This is a genomic window from Marinobacterium sp. NO-S09, assembly GCF_059179545.1.
On record NZ_CP168954.1, the window covers coordinates 1686117 to 1706357 of the forward strand.

The window sequence follows — 20241 nt, forward strand, 5'->3', positions numbered from 1 at the left end:
GATTTGTGTCCCGGAGTCTCCCCATGCCAGCAACCGTCCATCTATCCCAGGGCGGCGTTCGCGCCGTTTTACCTGTGTTTGCTGCTGCTTGCCTGCTGCAGTTACTGATCAGCCTGTTCGATCTTGATTTGGCCTGGTCCCGCTGGCTTTTCACGTTGCAAGGCGACCAGTGGGTGCTGAAAGATTACTGGCTGTTGTCGGATCTGCTCCATGACGGAGGCCGCCAGCTGAGTGTGCTTATGGCATTGGGGGTTATAGGTCTGTTTCTGCTCAGTTGGCGCTCCCGTCGTTTGCGTCGACAGCGCCGGGTACTGGCTTATCTCGCCTGCGCGCCCTTGCTGGCCAGTATGGCTGTGTCGTTGGGCAAACAACTGACAGGCATTGATTGTCCCTGGAGTCTGCTGCCACTGGGTGGTGATCAGCCCTACCTGCCGCTCATTCAGCAACTGCTTTCTCCAGGAGCCGGGCGCTGTTTTCCTGCCGGACACGCCAGCGCCGGCTATGCCTGGTTCGCTCTCTACTTTGCAGCACCCTTACTCTGGCCCAGTGCACGTACAAGATTATTGGCTGTGGTGCTGATGGTGGGGCTGGTGTTTGGTGTGACTCAGCAGCTGCGCGGGGCGCATTTTCTCTCCCACGACCTCTGGAGTCTGGTCCTGTGCTGGTCGGTTTGTGCTCTGTTGGCACCCCTGATGTTGAATCGCTCGGCTGTGCTCAAACCCGCACCCGCGTTATGATCATGGCGGTGTTGATGGGAGGCATAGACCATGATAGCGATAACGGTTCTGCTGGCAGAAGATGATCCGGGGATACAGGAAAGCATCGCTGATTTTCTGCAATGGCGCGGTATCGAGGTGGATTGCGCACGCGATGGTGTGCAGGCTCTGAGCCTGTGTCAGCAGAATCGTTACGATGTGCTGATTCTGGATATTCGGATGCCGCGTCTGAACGGGCTTGATCTCTGTGAGCGCTTGCGTACCGAGGGCATCACCACACCGACCCTGATGTTAACGGCACTGGATACGCTGGATGACAAAGTGCGCGGCTTTCAGGCCGGCACGGATGACTATCTGGTTAAGCCCTTTGCCATGGATGAGCTGGTGTGCCGGGTTCAGGCATTGAGCCAAAGGATTTCGCGTCAGCGGGTGCGCGTGTTGCGCTATGGTCCCTTGGAGCTGGATGTGGAGCTGCAGCAGGTATGGCGTGATGGCCAGCGTCTGCAGCTGATGCCTCAGGCCTTCCAGCTGCTGCGTTATCTTTTGGCTCGCGCCCCTCGGGTCGTGAGCCGTAGTGAATTGGAGCAGGCCATTTGGCAGGGCGAACCGCCTGACAGCGATGCGCTGCGTTCGCTGCTGTATCAACTGCGTAGCCGACTCGATAAGCCCTTTGCCTATTCGCTGCTGCATACGTTGCGTGGGCGCGGGGTATGTCTGGCTCTGCCTGAGGACATACAGTGAGGTTCTCCACTCGTATTATCCTGACCGTTGGTCTGTCCACCCTGGTGTTAACCAGCCTGTATTGGCTGGTTGGCTGGCACCATATTGAACAGCTGGAAGGCCAGCAAACCGAACACTTGCAGGCATTTATTGGTGAGCGTGCCGACCTGGTGATGGCAGGTGAGTTGCCACGAGAGGCCCTGCAGTTTCTGCCGCAGCTCCGGTTGTATACCCCGGATATGACCTGGCCTTCGTCCTGGCCGGAGATGTCTGAGCCGGGTGTGTATGCGATTGGCACCGACACCCTTGTCTTGGCGCGCGAGGTGCCGGGCACCCGGACGCTGTATGCCCTTCATCTGCCTGAATTACAGCAGCTGTTTGAACAGGAAGAGTCGGAGGCGCTCGAAGCTCTGGTTGCCGTCGGTGGTGTGTTGCTGTTTACCTTGGGTGCGATGGCGCTCACGCTGTGGCTGCTTTGGAAGCAAACCATACCCGTGCGCAGACTTACCCAGGCGATTGCCGATGTAAGCCCTGCTGAACCCAGGCTTGAGCCGCTGGAACGAACCGATGAGCTGGGTGAATTAAGTCGCCAGTTTTCCCGCTTGCTGTCTCGAACCCAGTCTTTCATTGAGCGTGAACAGAACTTCACTCGCTTTGCCAGCCATGAACTGAGAACCCCGTTAATGACACTGGGTAGCTCACTGGCGCTGCTGGAGGAAATGAGCGATCACCCCATGCAGGAAAAAGCGCTGGCGCGCATGCGGTTTGCGCTGACCCGCATGGAGAAACTTACGGACTCTTTTCTTTGGCTGTCTCGAGAAAACAAGGATACCGATGTCAGCGTCAACGCACCGCTGATGCAGTCGCTGTTGGAGCAGCTGCAAGCACTAACACCGGCCATGTCGGAAGTACAGCTGGAACTGTCGGACGGAGACTGGTGTTGGCCAATCCACCCGTTTGTACTCTCCGTCATTTTGGATAACCTGCTGCGCAATGCGTTGGAATACGGTGATGAAGGCGTGCGCATCGAGGCCACCGCCACTGTTCTGAGGGTGTTAAACCCCTGTACCGAAATTCAAAGGCAAACAGCTCGTGAAGCTGCGCCAGCCAGCCCGGAACACTATGGCTATGGACTGCAGATTGTTGAGCAGTTATGTGACAAGGCCAATGCCCGCTTTTACACGATCAGGGAAAACGGGTGGTTTCTGGCGGAGGTTGTCTTTACGGCTGGGCCTCAGCTGCCCTGAGCCGTTTTTGAAACGGTTGCATCTTGGTGTGCCAGCCTTTCCGCGGCTGCTGCACTGCTACGGCAGGTGTCGAACAGGTCAAGGCTGGGGTCATATACCTGAGTGCTGACCTTTACCAGCCCCAGCAATGAGTGCGTCAGGTAGTCATGGCTCAGTGCTCTGCCTTTTTGTGCCTCCAGGCAATCAGTACTAAGGCCGTGCGACTGCTGGTAGGTAGTGGACAACCAGGTAATCAGAGGCACTTTTTTCTGCTCCTCCGGTGCCACCAGCCAGGGCATGCCGTGCAGGTACAGGTTGTTTTCCCCCAATGATTCACCGTGATCGGATATATACAGCATGGCAGTGTTGTACTCTCCATCCTGCTGCTGCAGAAACGTGATCACGCGGTCCAGAAAATAGTCCGTATAGCGGATAGTGTTGTCGTAGGCATTGGTGATGGCCTGCTGTGAGCAATCCTGTAATTGGTTGCTGGTGCAGGTGGGAGCAAAATGCTGAAACTCGTCGGGCACCCGTTTGTAATAGGCGGGGCCATGACTGCCCTTCTGGTGCAGGACAATTACGGTTGATTGCGGGCTTTGCTTCAACCAGTTCTGCAGTCCGTTGAGCATTTGCGGGTCATAGCATTCGCTGCCGTCACAATCAGCGCCTGCGTTAAACTGGCGTGGTGTCTGGTTGGGGACACGATCACAGACACCTTTGCAGCCGGAGTTATTGTCGCGCCAGAGCACACGAATTCCGGCCTGCTGAAGTATATCCAGCGCGTTACTTTGATAGCGGGCTTTACCCTCCTTGTAACCTGACTGGGTCATCAGCGAAAACATGCAGGGCACCGAGACCGCTGTGCTGGTGCCACAGGCACTGACGTTGCTGAAGCTCACCACCGGTCGTTTTGACAGCGCGGGATTGGTGTCTGCAGCGTAGCCGTTGAGGGCAAAGTTCTGGCTGCGGGCGGTTTCGCCCAGCACTACCACCAGCAGGTCTGGCTTGCCGTTTTGAGAAGGCTGCTTGATGGCATCTGTACCCAGCGACGTGAAGGTCTTCTGTTCAGGCTCATATGCGCCTGCGAGGTAGCGGCTGGTGTAGTAGAGATAGTTCGACGGAACTGCCAGGTTGCGAATCTCGCGATGGTTACGAAATAGCGAGGCATATTCTTTATTCAGGGCAGACAGGTTCAGCCCTATCAGCATGCCGGCCACCAGCAGGTTCAAACACTGTGCGACCAGTTGGGACTTTACACTGACACGCTGCAGCGGAATCAGCAATAACAGAGCCGCTGGTACTACACCCTTGAAAAAAAGGTGCAGCAGGAGGTCGGTATTGATCAGGTCGGACGCTTCCGCGACATCGGTTTCGAACAGGTTCTGCACCATGGTCTTGTCGATCAGAATCCCGTAGCTTTCCATGAAGTAATTAATTGCGGCGGCACTGAGCAGCAGGGCAACAGCTACCGGCTTGATCAGCCATGGCCAGGCCAGCAGCCCCATAAACAGCTGGATAACGGCCGCCATGAAGCTCAGGAAGGCTGCGCTGAATAGCCAGCGATTAAGCTCATTGCTGTAGGGCTGGTCCAGAATAAGGCGCCACATTGGGCCGTTGTATACCAGGCACAGTAAGAGGGTAAGCAGAAGACTGAAGGCAACCGGATGCAGTGCCTTGCCTGGCTGCAATCGCGACAGTAGGGAAAAGGTGGGGCGCATGTTCGAGGTCCTGAATGCTGATGTTCATCAGATTCTTTCCTGTGCTGCGTGAGAGTGGCGTGAAAGTGAAATGCCTTGTGGTTGTATCCAGGCTGGTAAAATCAAAATTAAGTTTTGATTTGTTTCTGTATCGTCAAAATAAAAAAATGATTAATCACCGTTATTCAGCATTGATTCTTGTGCTTAAAAAATAACCCATGAAAATAAAACAGGTTGCCGGAGCGGCAATATTTTTCACCTCGGCAATATTTATCTCACTGAAATCCTTGAAAAAATGCTAAATAACGGCAAAAGGTTGCCGATATAGAAGCCAATTAGGTTGTTGCTTTTTTGAACACTATGCGGCGATACTTAACCCATAGCAGGGCTGCAGACATACTCGAAAAAAGTTGGCTCGGTTTTTGCGTTAAATATCAGTAAGTGACTCCGCTGGATACCCGGTACTGAAACAGGCATATGATGACAACAGACAACATGGTTGTAGCCCTCGATATAGGCACGTCCAAAGTAGTGTGCCTGGTAGGCGAGGTTACCCCTGAGGGTACGATCGAAATTGTTGGCGTAGGTGCTCAGCCTTCATCAGGTTTGAAGCGCGGCGTTGTCGTGAATATCGAAGCCACCGTCAATTCTATCCAGCGCGCCATTGAAGAAGCTGAACTCATGGCCGGCTGCAAGATCCGCGGTGTCACCGTCGGCATTGCAGGCAGTCATATCAGTAGCCACAACTCGCATGGCATCGTCGCGGTCCGCGACCGTGAAGTGACCGACCAGGATCTGGAAAGGGTCATCGATGCAGCCCGTGCGGTGGCGATTCCGGCCGATCAACAGATTCTGCATATCCTGCCTCAGGAATACCTCATCGATAACCAGGAAGGCATAAAAGAGCCCCTGGGCATGTCCGGTGTTCGCCTGGAAGCCAAGGTTCACCTTGTCACCGGTGCCACCAATGCTATTCAGAACGTGGAAAAATGCGTGCGTCGCTGTGGCCTGGAAGTGGATGCCGTGGTGCTTGAGCAACTGGCCTCCAGCTATGCGGTATTGACTGACGATGAGAAGGCGCTGGGTGTGTGCATGGTCGATATCGGTGCAGGTACAGCTGATATCGCGGTCTTTACCGGTGGCTCCATTCGCCATACGGCAGTCATTCCGATTGCCGGTGACCAGGTCACCAGCGACATTGCCATGGCGTTGCGTACGCCGACCAAGCAGGCCGAGAAAGTAAAGGTTAAATATGCCTGCGCCCTGGCGCAGTTGGCGGCAGCTGATGAGATGATCAAGGTGGCCAGTGTCGGTGACCGTCCGCCGCGTGATCTGTCTCGCCAGGCACTCGCCGAAGTGGTTGAGCCGCGCTACGACGAACTCTTCACCCTGATTCAGGCCGAGCTGCGCCGCAGTGGCTATGAAGATCTGGCCGCCGCCGGCATTGTCATGACAGGCGGTACCGCCAAGATGGAAGGAGCCGTCGAGCTGGCAGAAGAGATATTTCACATGCCGGTCCGCCTGGCCAAACCTCAGGGTATTCGCGGCATGGAAGAACAATTGGGCAACCCGGTTTACGCCACGGGGATCGGCTTGCTGCATTACGCCAAACTGGATCTGGGGCCGGTCAAGCCCCTGACCGAACTGGAAGATTTCATCGATACCGGCCATGAGCAAGCCGGTAATACGGGTGGCCTGTTTGTCAGATTGAAAGACTGGCTGCAGGGGAATTTCTGATTAATAAGGACTTCGACGCAAGACCGAAGCCGACTGGAGGGTATAACAATGTTTGAACTGGTGGATAGCGTCCCGGAAAACGCTGTAATCAAGGTAGTCGGTGTCGGCGGTGGCGGTGGCAACGCCGTGAACCACATGGTGACAACCGATCTGGAAGGTGTCGAGTTTATCTGTGCCAACACGGATGCTCAGGCGCTGAATAACATGTCGGCCAAAACTGCGCTGCACATTGGCGGTGAGCTGACCAAGGGCCTGGGTGCGGGTGCGAATCCTGAGATCGGTCGTCAAGCCGCGATGGAAGACCGCGAACGTATCGCCAGTGCGCTGTCCGGCGCCGATATGGTGTTCATCACTGCTGGCATGGGCGGTGGTACCGGTACAGGTGCTGCGCCTATCGTTGCCGAGGTAGCACGTGAGCTGGGCATCCTGACCGTTGCCGTTGTGACCAAGCCCTTCCCGTTTGAAGGCCGCCGTCGCAAGAAGGTCGCGGAAGCCGGTATCCGTGAGCTGCAGGAACATGTGGACTCACTGATCATCATCCCGAACGAAAAACTGTTGCCGGTGCTGGGTAAGAATTGCACCCTGGTCAGTGCTTTTGGTACCGCCAACGATGTCCTCAAGGGTGCGGTACAGGGTATTGCCGACCTGATCATCCGTCCGGGCATGATCAACGTGGACTTTGCCGATGTGCGCACCGTTATGTCTGAAATGGGCATGGCGATGATGGGCACCGGCGTGGCCAAGGGTGAAAACCGTGCCCGTGAAGCAGCAGAAGCGGCGATCAACAGCCCGCTGCTGGAAGATATCGACCTGAAAGGGGCGAGCGGCGTACTGGTTAACATCACCGCCGGTCTCGACCTGAGCCTGGGCGAATTCTCCGAAGTGGGTGATCTGGTTGAAGATTACGCCCATGAAGATGCCACGGTTGTGGTCGGTACCGTTATCGATCCTGAGCTGAGCGATGAGCTGAAAGTAACCGTTGTTGCTACCGGCCTGGAACGTGCCCATGCCATGGAAAACCGAGTGGTTAACGGCAGCACAACTGCCAGTGCGGTGTCTTCTTCCAGTGCTCAGAAGCAGGCTCCGACTTCGGGTACATCTGACTACAGTCAGCTGGAATTGCCAACGGTTCTGCGTAACCGCCAGAGTGATGAAGCCGCAGTAACTCCGCGCAACATGGCTGAAAAAGCCGCTGAAACAGCGCCAGAAAGCCAGCCGATGAAAAAGACCGGCACTGACGATATGGATTTCCTGGATATCCCGGCTTTCCTGCGCCGTCAGGCGGACTGAGTTGCTCAGCCCTTAAGGGGCACCCCTCCAGATTGACCCGCCCGGCCGAATGGCCCGGCGGGTTTTCTGTTTACATCTCGTGTCGCCATTTCAGGCGATAGAGATCCTTGCGCCGGTCCTTGAGGTTGGTGACTGAACCCTCATTGCGAATAACGCGAATCTGGTCCAGGTCCAGGTCCGAGAACATGATCATCTCGGTGTTTGGTGTTGTTTCCGACATGACGGCGTCGTGGGGGAAGGCAAAGTCCGACGGTGAAAAGACCGCTGACTGGGCATATTGCACATCCAGGCTTTCGACCGACGGCAGGTTGCCGACACTGCCGCAGATGACGGTGTAGCATTCATTCTCAATGGCCCGGGCCTGGGCGCAGTGACGCACCCTCAAGTAGCCGTTCTTGGTGTCGGTCCAGAAGGGGATGAAGAGAATATCCATATCCTGATCGGACAGCAGGCGCGCAAGTTCCGGGAACTCCACGTCATAGCAGATGAGTATACCCACGCGACCGGCATCGGTCTCAAACACCCTCAGCTCATTGCCGCCGCGGATGACCCAGTCCTTGCGCTCGTGCGGTGTAATGTGCAATTTGCGCTGCTCTTCAACAGTACCGTCGCGGCGGCAGAGATAACTTACGTTGTAGAGATGGTCGCCTTCCAGCAGGGGCATGGAGCCGGTGATTACGTTGATGTTGTAACTTACCGCCAGGTGCGACATTTCGTTGCGGAAACGTTCGGTAAAGCCGGCCAGGAAGCGGATCGCCTTGGTTTGGCTGGTCTGGTCGGTCAGCCCCATCAGCGGTGCGTTGAAAAACTCGGGGAAGAGGGCGAAGTCGCTCTGGTATTCGGACAGGGTGTCGACGAAGTACTCGACCTGCTGCAGCAATTCTTCAACCGACTCAACCGCACGCATCTGCCATTGAATGGCACCGATTCGCACGCGGGAAGGGCGGCTGCTGATCACCGTGTCTTCGGGTTCAAACAGAATGTTGTTCCATTCCAGCAGCGTAGCGTAGCCCTGTGATTTGGTGTCCTCGGGCAGGTAGCTGCCCAGCAGGCGCTTCACCTGGAAGTTGTTGGACAGCTGGAAGCTGAGAATCGGGTCGTACAGCTCGCGCTGGCGTACCTTGCCGATGTACTCGCTGGCCGTCATCTCCTTGGCGTGCTTGTAGTAGTTGGGGATACGTCCCCCGGCCAGAATGGCCTTGAGATTGTACTGGCGGCACAATTCCTTGCGTGCATCATAGAGACGGCGGCCCAGACGAAAGCCGCGGTAGTCAGGATGGATCAATACATCCAGGCCGTATAGCGCATCACCCTCGGGGTCATTGAGGATGGTCATGCGCTTGCCGATCAGGTCGTCATAGGAATGGGGGTTGCTGAAACGGTCATAACGGACCTGGACGGTCAGGGCGATGCCGATCAGTTCGTCGCCGTCAAAAACACAGATCTGGCCTTCGGGGAAGTCGTTACTGAGTTTGCTGATTGTGTGTTCGGGCCAGGCCCCGCCGATGTCGTCATAGACCCGGTCCATAAGGGCCTGCAACCTGGGGTAGTCATTGTCTTCCAGGTTGCGGGTTATCAGGTGCATCTCTTCGATACGCATGCTCACTCCTCTCGTGAAGGTCACCCAGAGCCCTCAGTGTGCGGCAGGCCGCGAGAGCGCGCAAGCATGGCGAAAGCTGATGGAGGGCTCAATTATTCAGCTTGGCCCCTAGCAGGAATTCACGATTGCCATCACCGCCTTTGATCGGGCTTTCGTCCCAGTAGAGCGGTTGCAACCCCTGTTCCAGACAGCAGTGTTCAATGCGGTCTCGTACCGAGCGATACAGGGCTTCATCCTTCACCAGTCCGCCCTTGCCGATATGCTGTGGGCCAACCTCAAACTGGGGCTTAACAAGCGTCAGCAGCCAGCCGCCGGGCCGGAGCAGTTTGGCCAGGCCCGGGAGAATCAGGGTCTGCGAGATAAAGGATACATCCATGACGGCCAGGTCGAACCCCTGATGCTCGGGTGTGTATTCGCGCAAGTTTTCGCCAAGGGCGCGGGCGTTGTAACCTTCCAGGCAGGTTATGCGTTCATCCTCACGCAAGCGAGGGTGCAACTGGTCGTGGCCAACTTCGATGCCGACCACCTGTGCGGTGCCGGCCTGCAGCAGGCAGTCGGTAAAGCCACCTGTGGATTGGCCCACATCAATGGCTGTGAGGCCGGTCGGATCAAGCTGGAGCGCTTCCATAATGTGCAGCAGTTTGAGGGCGCCACGTGACACGTAGCGGTCTTCTATATCTGCTTCGACCTGCAACGGTGTATCAGGTTCGAGTTTGAGGCCGGGCTTGGTCACGACCTGCCAGCGACCGAGCTCGGCACTGACACGGCCTTGCTTGATCAGGCGTTGAGCCCGGCTGCGGCTATCGGTAAGCCCGCGCTCCACCAGAAGTATATCCAGACGTTGCATAATCCACCTCAATTTGAGAGGTGAAGAGTATACCTCAGAGGAGCCGGGTCAAGGGGGGGGGTTAGCGTTGCAGCAAGGGGGAGTATCCATTGGGGATGCCCTTGACCGCTACCGCCGTCGCGTCATGGGCATGCAGACTTTCGTGATGCTCGATGCGGACCCAAAAATCCTGCCATTGAGACTCCTGATCCAGCGCATGCGCCGTGCGTCGAGCAGCATCCTCGCAGAACATCTGATTGCGACCATTCAGTTCGGCAAAAGCCTGCTCGTCTTCACGCTTCACGGCCGTCTGGACGGCTGTTTGGACAGCGCCTTCAATCTGGTCGATCAGTGTTTCCAGAGGCAGGCTTTGGCTGTTGTCGGTAAGCAGGACGCGTACATGTGCGGTGCTGCGTTGGCTGTGCGGCGTGGCCAGGCTGCCATTCTCCTGCAGCCACTGGCCTACGACTTCGGGATCAACAGCGGTTTGTCCTGCAAATGCTGACTGAAAGGCTTGTTCCAGCAGCTGTCGGGAAAGAGCGGATGAGCAGGGGCAGGTGGAGGAATACTTAACTGCCGCGCTCAGTTCAAGTCGAGTGCCCTCTGGTGTGAGCTGGGCATGAATTCGGACAGGATAGGCGTGCCAGCCACTGTTGGCACTGAGCAGCGCCGAGCGTTTCAGGGGCAGGTCAAATGCCAGTTCCAGAGACGCATTCTGACTGACGCCAGCGTGGTGTCCAAGGCAGGCATCCAGGAGCTTGTTGAGGCTTTCCACACAGAGCAGTCGTTCCTTAAACGCATGCTGTAGTTCCAGATACAGGCGCGACATATGAATGCCGCGCTGGTCTTCTTTGGCGATATCGACATGCAGACTGGCTTTACATAAAACCTGTTGCGGTAGTGCGCCGGGCAGTAGCAGGGTGCAGGGCAGGTCGATGCCACTCATGCCGACCCAGCTTAGGGGGCGAAGCCGCTCCGGTGTACTTTCGTTGGCGATGTCGGGCATGTGTTGAGAAGTAAGGGGCATGGGAATGTCCTTGTGTTACTTTATAACATAATTATAAGCATCTTGGACTTCTGCTGTCATGCATGATTGATCCTTTGGCAAAATTTGTTGCGAAGGATTACCATTAGTAGTTGATCCAACTGATCGTAGAGTGTTTTCCGTGACCGACCAGGATATATGTACAAGCAGTACGGCAGCGAAGTTGCTGGGGGTGACCCCGAGGACCGTTCAACTCTGGGCCGATTCGGGCATTATTCCGAGCTGGAAAACCCCGGGGGGGCACCGTCGCTATAACCTCAGGGATGTTCAGCTGTTGGCTGATGAGGTGCAAAAGGAACTGGCGCTGCCGACCAAGGCTGATGCCAAGCGCCCCTTGCGTATCCAGGTCATAGAAGATGAGCAATCACTGCAGCGTTTGTACGCCCGTGCCATTGGCAGCTGGCAGTTACCAATTGAGCTGCGCCAGTCAATGGATGGTTACCGGGGCCTGTTGGAGCTGGGGCGTTTTGAGCCTGATTTGCTGGTGCTGGATTTGAACCTGCCCAATATCGATGGGTTTGAGGTTATAGAGGCGATTCAGAGCCAGGGGATGCTGGACCAGTTGCAGCTGCTGGTTGTAACAGCACTGGACGTTCAGCCTGTTCAGGCCCGCATTGATGCGATCGTACCCGGTGTTGAGGTGCTGCCCAAGCCGATTCCATTTGATCGTATTCAGCAAGCCGCCGAACAATTGTTAGAAAAAAATTAGAAAAGGCTTGATCTCGAAAGGGGACTTGCCTATATTCGGAAAAAGCAGAAGCGAATTCGGAAACTCTGATTTCCAGCTTGTGCAAATATGGCCTGAAAGGTTGTATCAGTAAGGTGGGGGCCATCTGATGCAGCTGACTAGGGCCTCCCTATTTCCCTCCCGTGTTTCCTGTTTCCTGTTTCCTGTCCTGAAACCATTGTTGACCTTGTATTCGTGCTCTCTTGGGCTTGATGTCCGAGCCTATGCTGTCGTGTACTTCTGCCTGAAACCTTTTATCCAAGTCTTGATTGCTGCATTGCGAAAATTATAAAAAACTATAAAAGAAAATTTTTGTAAAAAAATACTCCGATTAAATGTAAAAAATAATGAAAAAAAATCGGTAAATATGATCAAGAATAGTGGCATCTCTTGTTGAATATAATAATAGCGAGGTGTCCCATGCGGGTGGTTGTTCTTGGTAGTGGTGTGATCGGGGTTACGTCGGCCTGGTATCTGGCGCAGGCGGGCCATAGTGTCGTCGTTGTCGACCGTCAGCCGGAGCCGGCGCTGGAAACCAGCTTTGCCAATGCCGGACAGATTTCCCCCGGTTATTCTGCCCCCTGGGCAGCGCCCGGGGTGCCCTTGAAGGCCATGAAGTGGCTGGTACAGGACCTCGCGCCGCTCCGTATAGCGCCACGTCTGGATCCAGTGATGCTGGGCTGGCTGAGCAAAATGTTGGCTAACTGCACCCAATCTGCATATGCCCGCAACAAGGCAAGAATGCTTCGTGTTGCCGAGTACAGCCGGGATTGCCTGGTTGAGCTGCGCAATGAAATCGGTATCGAATACGACAACCGAGCCCAGGGGCTGATTCAGCTGTTCCGCAGCGAGAAGCAACAGGCCGGTTCCGTGAATGACATCCGTATTCTTGAGTCTTGCGGCGTTGCCTATGAGCCACTGGAGAGGGATCAATTATTCCAGTATGAGCCGGCACTGAAGCATGTGGCCGATAAGCTGGTTGGCGGCTTGCGTCTGCCGGGGGATGAAACCGGTGACTGTTTCAAGTTTACACAAACGCTGGCTCAGCGCTGCCGGGAGCAGGGTGTCGAATTTCGCTTTAATACCGAGATTGAATCCCTGCAGGCAGAGGCAGGCGAGATTGTCGGCGTTAAAACGGCGCAGGGCGATATCAAGGGGGATGCCTATTTGGTGGCGCTTGGCAGCTACAGCCCGTCACTGCTGGCGCCTCTGGGGATCAAGCTGCCAATCTATCCGGTGAAGGGATTCTCGCTGACAATCCCGATTACGGACCCTGAGCGTGCGCCCGAATCGACCGTTATGGATGAAACCTACAAGGTTGCCGTCAGCCGTCTGGGCGATCGAATTCGCGTCGGCGGTACCGCAGAGCTGACCGGATTTGATCTGTCCACACCAGAAAGCAGACGTGCCAATGTAGAGTTTGTAGTGAACGACCTGTTTGGCGGCAGCGGTGACCCTTCTGGTGCAGAGCTCTGGACCGGACTGCGTCCCATGACACCGGATGGCACCCCCATTTTGGGTGAAACCCAGTACCGCGGGCTGTTCCTGAATACCGGGCATGGCACACTGGGCTGGACCATGTCGTTGGGCTCGGCACGCTACGTCAGTGATCTGATTAATAATCGCAAACCTGCGATCAGTACCGAAGGTTTGTCGGTTACGCGCTATAATCGTGCCCAACCCAGTGGGCAGGTGGCTCGGGCCTGATGCCGGGCCAGCCGAAAAATTTTCTACAAAGTCGTTAACAGGAAGTAAAAATGTCTAATCGCAGTATCATCAATACGGACCAGGCACCCGCCGCGATCGGAACCTACTCACAGGCCGTCAAGGCTGGCAACACCGTTTACATTTCGGGTCAGATTCCGCTGAATCCGGCGACCATGGAAATGGTCACCGAATCTTTTGAAGCTCAGGCCGTGCGTGTATTTGAAAACCTCAAGGCAATTGCTGAAGAAGCCGGTGGTTCTCTGAATGAGTGCGCCAAACTGACCATTCTGCTGTCGGATATGGACTTCTTTGCACAGGTGAATGAAGTCATGTCCCGTTACTTCCAGGAGCCTTACCCGGCGCGTGCAGCCTTCGCTGTCAAAGCGCTGCCGAAAGCGGCTGACATTGAGGTAGATGCAGTAATGGTGGTTCAGGACTAATCCTGATTCAGAAGCTGTACCAGAAGCCGTTTGACTGTTTCGGGTTCAAACGGCTTGTCGGTCAGGGCGTTCACGCCAGAGTGGGCGACCTGGCTCAGGTGAGCTTCATTGGCTTCCGACGTCACCATCATCACCGGCAAGTGTGCCAGCAGTTCCGAGTGACGGATGTGCTCGGTCAGCTCAACCCCGTTCACTTCAGGCATGTTGTAGTCGGTAACCACCAGATCAACGGTTTCCCGTTTCAGCAAATCAATGGCTTCGCTGCCGTCACAGGCTTCGAAGAAATTCTCGATGCCCAGATTGCTCAGGACCCGACGAATCAGCTTGCGCGCCATGCGGCTGTCGTCCACAACGAGTACGCGCAGGTTCTCCACATCGTAAAACTCCAGGTCCACTTCATCCTGACCCAGAATATCCAGGGTGGCGTTCAGGGCTGAGCCCAGGTGCTGGCGGGTGAAAGGTTTGGGCAGAATTGCAACGACGCCGGACTGTTTGAATACTTCCAGCTGCTCCTTGCGCGTTTCGCTTGATACCAGCATGAAGGGCAGTTCAGACAGGGCGGGGATACGACGTATAGCGCCCAGCAGGGCTGCAGCGGAACCATCTTCAAAGTGAAGTGCACTGATCACCAGATCGGGTGGGCGACGAATGATCTTTTCCAGGGCTTCATGCACGTTGGCGACCGTGTCGATGGCCATCACTTTCTCGTCCTGCAGCTGCTGAATCATTATCTTGCGCTGCATGGCCGAGGGCTCAACCAGAAGAATATCAAGCTCACTGACGCATAGACTGCTCATGGGTTTTTTACCTGCCCCGGGCCTTTTTCAGCTCAGAATAGCATAGTGGCCATTTGATGACAGTCTTTGGGATGCCGGAGGTGTTGACCTCCGGCAAGGGCTTACCACATCAAGTCGTCCGGAATGACATAATCCGCATAGGGATCGTCTTCTTCCGGGGTGTCGTCCTTGGGGCGGGGAAGAATAATATCCGGCTGGCGTTGCTCTACACGCTCGGCGATCTCGGCCGGAATCACGGTGTAGGTTTCCTCGTGACAGGCGATACGCAGTTGTCCTCGTGCCAGCTGCTCCAGCTGACGTGCATCGACAAACAGGTAGCGGATGGTAGTGCCGTGGGCGAAGTTATAGCGCAGGTCGCTCTCTTCCGGCAGTTGAACCTTATGTGCCTCAATCAGTTGCAGGGCTTCTGCGCGGGAGGCTTTTTCCGCCTGTTCCTGCTGACGCTTGAGGTTCAGCTCACGATCACGCGCCGCTTTTTCCTTACGCGCGGCTTCCAGCTGTTCGCGTTGTTGCTGTTGCTCATCAACAGCCTGGCCCGCCTTTTTCTGCTTGGCCTTTTTGCGCTTCTGCTGTTTTGCCTGCTTGGCCTGCTGTTTGGAGGCCAGGCCGGCATTCAATAACTGGTCCTGCAGGGAGCCTGCCATGGTCGTCGACCTCATTGCTTGACGGTTGGATGCAGGGCGCGGACTATAGCATATTGTCATGGATCTGGCAGCGTCAGCGGCGTTGCGGAAAAGGAGAAAACGATGTCATTGATGCTCTGGTTGTCACTCTTGCTGATCTGCGTTCTGGGCGCCATGTCTCCGGGGCCCAGCCTGGCTGTTGTATTGCGCCAAACGGTCAGTAACAGCCGTGGCCACGGCATTGCTGCAGGCTGTGCCCATGCACTGGGGGTAGGGCTATGGGCGGCCATGACGGTTTGGGGGCTGGCACTGCTGGTGAGTCGGCACGAGCTGGCATATCAGCTGATCACCTGGGCTGGCGCGGCCTATCTTGTCTGGTTGGGCATAGGTGCGTTTCGCCATGCGGCGACACCTGACATTCAGGCGCAAAGGGCGGGGCATGAATCCCTGCTGTCGGCAGCACGCTCCGGACTGCTGATTTCATTGCTGAACCCCAAACTGGCGGTCTTTTTTACTGCGCTGTTTTCCCAGTTCGTCAGTGCGGACCAGATCTGGCAGGATCAGGTGCTGATGGTCCTGACCGCAACGATTGTGGATGGCGCCTGGTACAGTCTGGTCGCGGTGCTGTTCTCACAGCCGCGTCTATTGGCCTGGCTGCGTCGCCATCTCAAGCGCGTCGAACAGCTCACCGGTGTGGTGCTGATCGGTTTGGCGGTACGCGTCGCAATCCCCTGATTCTGTTTGCATTTACCCAATAGGGTGCTTATACTGCGCCCCTGTCTTGAGAGAGGCAGGGCGTTCTGCCCGTTATGGTAGCCCTGTTGGTCCTCCCGCAACGATAAACCGTGAACCTGGTCAGGCCCGGAAGGGAGCAGCCACAGCGGTGGATTCGTGTGCCGGGATGTGGCTGGCAGGTGCTGCCACCCAATATCTCTTAGTCTTCTAAAGTTACTATCGCTTGATACCTACTGCGTTGATGCTATCGCATGTCATAAGCATATTATTTCTGCCTCGATAATTGCAGTGATGCTAACCCTCGTCTGTTTTACTCCATCTAGATAAACCTTGCCTCGTATATCTCTGCGCCACCCCATTTCCGGTTTTTCCGCTAAACTGGTTCTCAGGCGGTCATGCTTAACAGCAACAGGATGTCAGCTTGAGCGGGCCATCGCTGTTGTAACAGATGTATAGGCGCTGACATGAACTCCAAAAAGCTACTCAACTCAGAATTCGGTCTGTCCCATCAGGGGACAGGTTTGAACCAACAACTTGATGAGCAAACCTGGCTGTTTGATTCTTTTCTGGATGCCAAGGGCGGCAAGAAAGGAAAGCCCACCGATGAAAATACAGATCCCGGCACCACAGACCCTTCCAGCCCTGAGGTAACTGACGTATATATCAGTGGCGATCTCGGAGTGGATGACAGTGCAGAGTTCAATATTCACCTCGATTTTTATGGTGACCTTTGGACCGATGCCTTGAAGGAAGACTTTATTGCTGCTGCGGACTTCCTCAGTGATTTGATTACGGCCGATATCGCTCCCGATGGGTACGATGACATCACCATTGATGCCTCTCTCATTGATATCGATGGACCTGGCGGTGTTTTGGGTCGGGCAGGGCCAACCACTGTATGGACTGAAAATAATTTGTCTGCTTCGGCCATTATGGAATTTGATGTTGCTGATGCTGAGGTGTTCGACAGCTACGGGCTGTGGGACGACATAGTGCTACACGAAATGATCCACAGCCTGGGGTTGGGAACGTTATGGGAATACCAAGGGTTGCTGACAACTCAGGTAGACGACAATGGAACCAAGAAGCCGGTTGATGACACGATTAGTTATGTTTATAACGGCGCCCAGGCAAACTACTACTCAGGTGTTTTATACAATGAGCCTGCCGCGATCATTGAAGATGAAGGCGGCTCGGGAACAGCGGGTGGTCACTGGGATGAAGATACTTACTTCAACGAATTGATGACAGGCTATATCAATAGTCTCAATGAATTGTCCGAGATGAGTTACGGGGCTCTGGAGGATCTGGGATATCAAATAGATTACACGGTTTCTCCCGACTTCTTGTTGGGCTAAGCGTACTCGAAAAGCCGTTACACCTCTTGCCAGGGAGGGTAACGGCTACCCCCTCAGCTCGGCAGGCTGCGAACAAACCGCTTTTTAAACTCCTTCGGCGTCTCGCCCATGATCTTGATGAAGGTCTTGCGAAAGGCGCTCAGATCTTCATATCCCACTTCAAGGGCAACCCCTTCAACTGTCAGGCAGCTGGTTTCGATCAGTTCGCAGGCCTTGTGTATACGCAAACGTTGAAGGTATTGAGCAGGCTTGAATCCGGTGGCATTCACGAAGCGCCTGAGAAATGTTCGTTCGGTCAGGTGGGCCAGGCTGGCCAGCTCCTTGATCATAATGGTTTCGCTGTAGTGACGCTGCAGGTGGTGCTGGGTTTGCAGGATTGCCTTGTCACCGTGGTCCAGTGGCGGGTTGAAGCTCTGATAATAGCGCTGCTCGCGATGACCGGTATCTACGATCAAATATTTGCCCAGCTGGCGCATAATCTGGGTATTGGTAAATTGCGCCACCAGCTCAAGCCCCAAATCGACCCAACTCATCAGTCCACCGGCGGTAATGATATCCGAGTCGTTAATCAGCAGCTTGTTGGTATCCACCTGAACACAGGGGAAGCGGCGAGAAAACTCATCGGCCAGTGCCCAGTGGGTGGTGACCTGACGCCCGTCGAGCAGCCCGGTCTGTGCCAGTACAAAGGCACCGGCACAAATGGAGCAGATAATTGCGCCTTGCTGGTGGTGCTGCTGCAGCCATTGCAGCAACAGACTCTGAGGAGCGCCGTAATACTCATCATCCAGGCAAGGCGGGAGAATCACCACATGAAGGGGTGGGCCTGAGTGAAGTTGTTCTTCGTTCAGTTGCTGGCTATCGCAGAAGTTGATTTTGAAGGCTTCGTCCATGCTGCTTTGAGCGCATATCTTGTTGGCAAGATGAAATTGCTCTGCCAGTCCCTGAATAGCGGAGAGCATAGCGCCAGGGTAATGAACGATACCGATTTGAATGGCTGATTCTGTCATTTTTGACTTCTTTTATGCCTTTTTTGACATCAGTATAGAGAGCGGGTGCCGCTGATAATAGTCCTCTAATGCAACGACGGCTGTTCCTGCCGGGGGCAGGGCGATGTCATAGACAACATGAGGAAGTCATGAGTAACCCAACTACATTGAGAACACTGGTGGGGCTTGGCAATCAGTCCACTGCAATCAGCACATCTGCACTGATTATCATCGATGCCCAAAACACCTACCGCGAAGGCATCATGCAGCTGGAAGACGTCGAGCCAGCTCTGGTGGAGTGCCAAAAGTTGCTGCAGCGTTTCCGAGCAGCCGGTCGTCCCGTGATTCATATTCAGCACGATGCCGGGCCGGGGTCTCCCTATGATGCGAACGAGCCTATTGGACAGATTGCTGAGCCGGTTGCCCCCATTGAAGGTGAAGCGGTGGTGGTTAAAAACTACCCCAACTCCTTTGTACAGACCAACCTGGATGAAATGTTGAAAGAAGCGGGTATCACGGACCTGATTCTGACCGGCTTTATGAGTCACATGTGCGTGAATGCCACTGCCCGTAGCGCTTTTTCACTTGGCTACACGCCGACCGTCGTAGCGTCCTGCACCGCAACCCGTGCCTTGCCTTCACCGGTAACGGGCCAGCCCATCCCTGCTGCTCAGGTACACGACGCGGCCCTGGCTGCGCTTTGTGATCTGCCGTCAGCGGTGGTTGCATCAATCGCAGATGTGCCGGACTGATGACCTGATCAAAGCATTTGATCGAACAAGGCCACCTCTGGGTGGTCTTTGCTGCTGCATAAGGCTGGACCGGTGCTTGAACTGGCTTGTTCACTGATCAGCCTTGATCGCGATGGACCCGCTTGGCAGTTGCTCAATGTGGGTCTTCAGCTGAGCGGCCAATTGTTGAGCAGCCTCTGAAGGTTGAGGGCCCAGGTGCAGTGCTATATCGATATGAGATAAATCGGGAAGGCCGTCGCGACTGTCGAGTACATGCATTGCGGAACCCAGCATAGACGGGGTGAGCACGGTAACAGCCAGGCCGGCTCGAACGGCGGCCGACAACCCTGACAGGCTGGCACTTGTGTACGCAATGCGCCAGGGGATATCTGCGGCATCCAGGCTGGCGATGGCCCTATCCCGAAAAATGCACACGCCCCGTCTGGAAACGGCCAGGGGCAGGGGAGAGCGGGCTTGGGTGTCGTAGCCGACCGCACCGACCCACAACATGGGCTCCCGGCGCAGTACTTCACCGCCCGGACTGCGTGGCTGGCGTGTGGTTATGGCCAGGTCCAGTACACCGGACTCAACGTCCTGCACCTGGTCAATGCTCAGACCGCAGTAAACTTCCAGTTCCACTGCGGGAAATCGAGCCTCAAAACCGGCCAGTACCTCCTGCAAGTAGCCGAAATAATCCTCGGGAATACCCAGACGAACGGTTCCCGCCAGGCGCTGGTCGTTCACGTCCTGCCATGCCAAGCTGTTTTGCCGCAGCATCTGGCGCGCATGCATCAGCAGTTTTTCGCCGGCTGCCGTCGGTGTTGCCTGCCTGGGACCACGGCGCAACAGAGGCCGCTCCAGCGTGTCTTCCAGTCGTTTAATGTGCGCGCTCACCGTCGGCTGTGCCAGATGCAGGTGTTTTGCTGCCGCGGTAAACCCACCCTTGTCGATAACGCATACAAAGGTATTCAGCAGGACCAGATCAAGCGGGCGGTGCATGCGGGGCAACGTCATTATGTTTCATGATGGGTGTATCCGAAATCTTCATTTCCTTGATGGTCTTGAGTCTTCCAGAATAGCCGCGCCAGAGCAAATTGGCGGTCAGTTCAGTTGGCGCAAGCCCTGTCTCTGAGCTGTCCAGGCAGTATGTCGCTCCTCGTCCGGCGAGGCTTTCAAACAACTCGGTCACCTCTCCACTGCAATGCACATTGGGATTCACACAGTCGAGGCTGTGGGGAAAAGGTGTCGTATTGCGTGTGATGCACTGCTTCGCCATAGCC

General features: G+C 55.4%; 20 protein-coding genes and 1 other RNA gene. 12 read left to right on the plus strand and 9 right to left on the minus strand.

From position 1 onward, the window contains the following. Nucleotides 1–23: 23 nt before the first annotated feature. The 3 genes from O3C79_RS07925 to O3C79_RS07935 are packed head-to-tail and all read left to right on the plus strand — an operon-like array spanning nt 24 to nt 2683. Nucleotides 24–737 (plus strand): phosphatase PAP2 family protein, encoded by a 714-nt coding sequence (locus tag O3C79_RS07925; RefSeq protein WP_494385492.1) that lies wholly within the window; start codon nt 24–26, stop codon nt 735–737. Between the two features lie 30 nt (nt 738–767). Then, nucleotides 768–1457 (plus strand): response regulator transcription factor, encoded by a 690-nt coding sequence (locus O3C79_RS07930; RefSeq protein WP_494385493.1) that lies wholly within the window; start codon nt 768–770, stop codon nt 1455–1457. Next, nucleotides 1454–2683 (plus strand): histidine kinase dimerization/phospho-acceptor domain-containing protein, encoded by a 1230-nt coding sequence (locus O3C79_RS07935; protein ID WP_494385494.1) that lies wholly within the window; start codon nt 1454–1456, stop codon nt 2681–2683. Before O3C79_RS07930 ends, O3C79_RS07935 begins: the two co-directional genes overlap by 4 nt. On the opposite strand, the gene O3C79_RS07940 is transcribed toward O3C79_RS07935, so the two are convergent. After that, complete coding sequence (locus O3C79_RS07940) at nt 2671–4380, minus strand: phosphoethanolamine transferase (RefSeq protein ID WP_494385495.1); 1710 nt, start codon at nt 4378–4380, stop codon at nt 2671–2673. The two genes, O3C79_RS07935 and O3C79_RS07940, sit on opposite strands and share 13 nt — an antisense overlap. Nucleotides 4381–4836: 456 nt before the next feature. Between O3C79_RS07940 and ftsA the strand changes: the two genes are divergently transcribed. Beyond that, nucleotides 4837–6096: a cell division protein FtsA gene (gene ftsA, locus O3C79_RS07945; protein WP_010323354.1), complete on the plus strand. Its 1260-nt coding sequence runs from the start codon at nt 4837–4839 to the stop codon at nt 6094–6096. 48 nt (nt 6097–6144) lie between these two features. After that, a complete protein-coding gene (gene ftsZ, locus O3C79_RS07950) occupies nt 6145–7386 on the plus strand; it encodes a cell division protein FtsZ (RefSeq protein WP_494385496.1) in 1242 nt (413 codons plus the stop codon). 70 nt (nt 7387–7456) lie between these two features. Here ftsZ and O3C79_RS07955 read toward each other — a convergent pair whose 3' ends face one another. From O3C79_RS07955 to folE2, 3 genes are all read right to left on the minus strand, one after another. Next, nucleotides 7457–8986: a GNAT family N-acetyltransferase gene (locus O3C79_RS07955; protein ID WP_494385497.1), complete on the minus strand. Its 1530-nt coding sequence runs from the start codon at nt 8984–8986 to the stop codon at nt 7457–7459. Between the two features lie 88 nt (nt 8987–9074). After that, nucleotides 9075–9833: a TlyA family RNA methyltransferase gene (locus tag O3C79_RS07960; RefSeq protein WP_494385498.1), complete on the minus strand. Its 759-nt coding sequence runs from the start codon at nt 9831–9833 to the stop codon at nt 9075–9077. 61 nt (nt 9834–9894) lie between these two features. Next, a complete protein-coding gene (folE2, locus tag O3C79_RS07965; RefSeq protein WP_494385499.1) occupies nt 9895–10839 on the minus strand; it encodes a GTP cyclohydrolase FolE2 in 945 nt (314 codons plus the stop codon). Between the two features lie 139 nt (nt 10840–10978). On the opposite strand from folE2, the gene O3C79_RS07970 reads away from it, so the two are divergent. The 3 genes from O3C79_RS07970 (at nt 10979) to O3C79_RS07980 (ending at nt 13731) form a co-directional block, all read left to right on the plus strand. Next, nucleotides 10979–11566: a response regulator gene (locus O3C79_RS07970; protein WP_494385500.1), complete on the plus strand. Its 588-nt coding sequence runs from the start codon at nt 10979–10981 to the stop codon at nt 11564–11566. 438 nt (nt 11567–12004) lie between these two features. Then, nucleotides 12005–13291, plus strand: coding sequence for a D-amino acid dehydrogenase (locus tag O3C79_RS07975; RefSeq protein ID WP_494385501.1), 1287 nt, complete (start codon nt 12005–12007; stop codon nt 13289–13291). Between the two features lie 50 nt (nt 13292–13341). Then, complete coding sequence (locus O3C79_RS07980; RefSeq protein ID WP_494385502.1) at nt 13342–13731, plus strand: RidA family protein; 390 nt, start codon at nt 13342–13344, stop codon at nt 13729–13731. On the opposite strand, the gene O3C79_RS07985 is transcribed toward O3C79_RS07980, so the two are convergent. Both O3C79_RS07985 and O3C79_RS07990 read right to left on the minus strand, forming a co-directional pair. Beyond that, entirely contained in the window at nt 13728–14528 is an 801-nt protein-coding gene (locus O3C79_RS07985) for a response regulator (RefSeq protein ID WP_494385503.1), read from the minus strand. The two genes, O3C79_RS07980 and O3C79_RS07985, sit on opposite strands and share 4 nt — an antisense overlap. 101 nt (nt 14529–14629) lie before the next feature. Then, the gene (locus O3C79_RS07990; RefSeq protein WP_494385504.1) at nt 14630–15172 is read right to left on the minus strand and encodes a DUF2058 domain-containing protein; all 543 of its coding nucleotides are present in this window, start codon (nt 15170–15172) and stop codon (nt 14630–14632) included. 102 nt (nt 15173–15274) lie between these two features. Between O3C79_RS07990 and O3C79_RS07995 the strand changes: the two genes are divergently transcribed. The 3 genes from O3C79_RS07995 to O3C79_RS08005 all read left to right on the plus strand — a co-directional run bounded on the left by O3C79_RS07995 (nt 15275) and on the right by O3C79_RS08005 (nt 17244). Then, the gene (locus O3C79_RS07995; protein ID WP_494385505.1) at nt 15275–15886 is read left to right on the plus strand and encodes a LysE family translocator; all 612 of its coding nucleotides are present in this window, start codon (nt 15275–15277) and stop codon (nt 15884–15886) included. Between the two features lie 84 nt (nt 15887–15970). Further along, nucleotides 15971–16067, plus strand: an RNA gene (gene ffs, locus O3C79_RS08000) — signal recognition particle sRNA small type. Between the two features lie 283 nt (nt 16068–16350). Continuing rightward, on the plus strand, nt 16351–17244 hold the full coding sequence (locus tag O3C79_RS08005; RefSeq protein WP_494385506.1) for a leishmanolysin-related zinc metalloendopeptidase: 894 nt from the start codon (nt 16351–16353) through the stop codon (nt 17242–17244). A 53-nt stretch (nt 17245–17297) separates the two neighbouring features. Here the strand turns inward: O3C79_RS08005 and O3C79_RS08010 are convergent, their stop codons facing one another. After that, nucleotides 17298–18251 carry a GlxA family transcriptional regulator gene (locus O3C79_RS08010; protein ID WP_494385507.1) on the minus strand — a complete coding sequence of 318 codons (954 nt, stop codon included), beginning with the start codon at nt 18249–18251 and terminating at the stop codon, nt 17298–17300. A gap of 128 nt (nt 18252–18379) precedes the next feature. Here O3C79_RS08010 and O3C79_RS08015 point away from each other — a divergent pair, with 128 nt between their 5' ends. After that, nucleotides 18380–18982 (plus strand): cysteine hydrolase family protein, encoded by a 603-nt coding sequence (locus O3C79_RS08015; RefSeq protein WP_494385508.1) that lies wholly within the window; start codon nt 18380–18382, stop codon nt 18980–18982. 90 nt (nt 18983–19072) lie between these two features. Here O3C79_RS08015 and O3C79_RS08020 read toward each other — a convergent pair whose 3' ends face one another. After that, the gene (locus O3C79_RS08020) at nt 19073–19975 is read right to left on the minus strand and encodes a LysR substrate-binding domain-containing protein (RefSeq protein WP_494385509.1); all 903 of its coding nucleotides are present in this window, start codon (nt 19973–19975) and stop codon (nt 19073–19075) included. After that, nucleotides 19944–20237, minus strand: coding sequence for a hypothetical protein (locus O3C79_RS08025; RefSeq protein ID WP_494385510.1), 294 nt, complete (start codon nt 20235–20237; stop codon nt 19944–19946). Before O3C79_RS08025 ends, O3C79_RS08020 begins: the two co-directional genes overlap by 32 nt. Nucleotides 20238–20241: the final 4 nt, after the last annotated feature.

What these genes read in the sequence shown, in the direction of transcription:
- O3C79_RS07925 (WP_494385492.1), top strand. Translation starts at nt 24, where the DNA reads ATGCCAGCAACCGTCCATCTATCCCAGGGCGGCGTTCGCGCCGTTTTA.
- O3C79_RS07930 (WP_494385493.1), top strand. Translation starts at nt 768, where the DNA reads ATGATAGCGATAACGGTTCTGCTGGCAGAAGATGATCCGGGGATACAG.
- O3C79_RS07940 (WP_494385495.1), bottom strand. Translation starts at nt 4,380, where the DNA reads ATGCGCCCCACCTTTTCCCTACTGTCGCGATTGCAGCCAGGCAAGGCA.
- ftsA (WP_010323354.1), top strand. Translation starts at nt 4,837, where the DNA reads ATGATGACAACAGACAACATGGTTGTAGCCCTCGATATAGGCACGTCC.
- ftsZ (WP_494385496.1), top strand. Translation starts at nt 6,145, where the DNA reads ATGTTTGAACTGGTGGATAGCGTCCCGGAAAACGCTGTAATCAAGGTA.
- O3C79_RS07955 (WP_494385497.1), bottom strand. Translation starts at nt 8,986, where the DNA reads ATGCGTATCGAAGAGATGCACCTGATAACCCGCAACCTGGAAGACAAT.
- O3C79_RS07960 (WP_494385498.1), bottom strand. Translation starts at nt 9,833, where the DNA reads ATGCAACGTCTGGATATACTTCTGGTGGAGCGCGGGCTTACCGATAGC.
- folE2 (WP_494385499.1), bottom strand. Translation starts at nt 10,839, where the DNA reads ATGCCCCTTACTTCTCAACACATGCCCGACATCGCCAACGAAAGTACA.
- O3C79_RS07975 (WP_494385501.1), top strand. Translation starts at nt 12,005, where the DNA reads ATGCGGGTGGTTGTTCTTGGTAGTGGTGTGATCGGGGTTACGTCGGCC.
- O3C79_RS07980 (WP_494385502.1), top strand. Translation starts at nt 13,342, where the DNA reads ATGTCTAATCGCAGTATCATCAATACGGACCAGGCACCCGCCGCGATC.
- O3C79_RS07985 (WP_494385503.1), bottom strand. Translation starts at nt 14,528, where the DNA reads ATGAGCAGTCTATGCGTCAGTGAGCTTGATATTCTTCTGGTTGAGCCC.
- O3C79_RS07990 (WP_494385504.1), bottom strand. Translation starts at nt 15,172, where the DNA reads ATGGCAGGCTCCCTGCAGGACCAGTTATTGAATGCCGGCCTGGCCTCC.
- O3C79_RS07995 (WP_494385505.1), top strand. Translation starts at nt 15,275, where the DNA reads ATGTCATTGATGCTCTGGTTGTCACTCTTGCTGATCTGCGTTCTGGGC.
- O3C79_RS08005 (WP_494385506.1), top strand. Translation starts at nt 16,351, where the DNA reads ATGAACTCCAAAAAGCTACTCAACTCAGAATTCGGTCTGTCCCATCAG.
- O3C79_RS08010 (WP_494385507.1), bottom strand. Translation starts at nt 18,251, where the DNA reads ATGACAGAATCAGCCATTCAAATCGGTATCGTTCATTACCCTGGCGCT.
- O3C79_RS08015 (WP_494385508.1), top strand. Translation starts at nt 18,380, where the DNA reads ATGAGTAACCCAACTACATTGAGAACACTGGTGGGGCTTGGCAATCAG.
- O3C79_RS08020 (WP_494385509.1), bottom strand. Translation starts at nt 19,975, where the DNA reads ATGACGTTGCCCCGCATGCACCGCCCGCTTGATCTGGTCCTGCTGAAT.
- O3C79_RS08025 (WP_494385510.1), bottom strand. Translation starts at nt 20,237, where the DNA reads ATGGCGAAGCAGTGCATCACACGCAATACGACACCTTTTCCCCACAGC.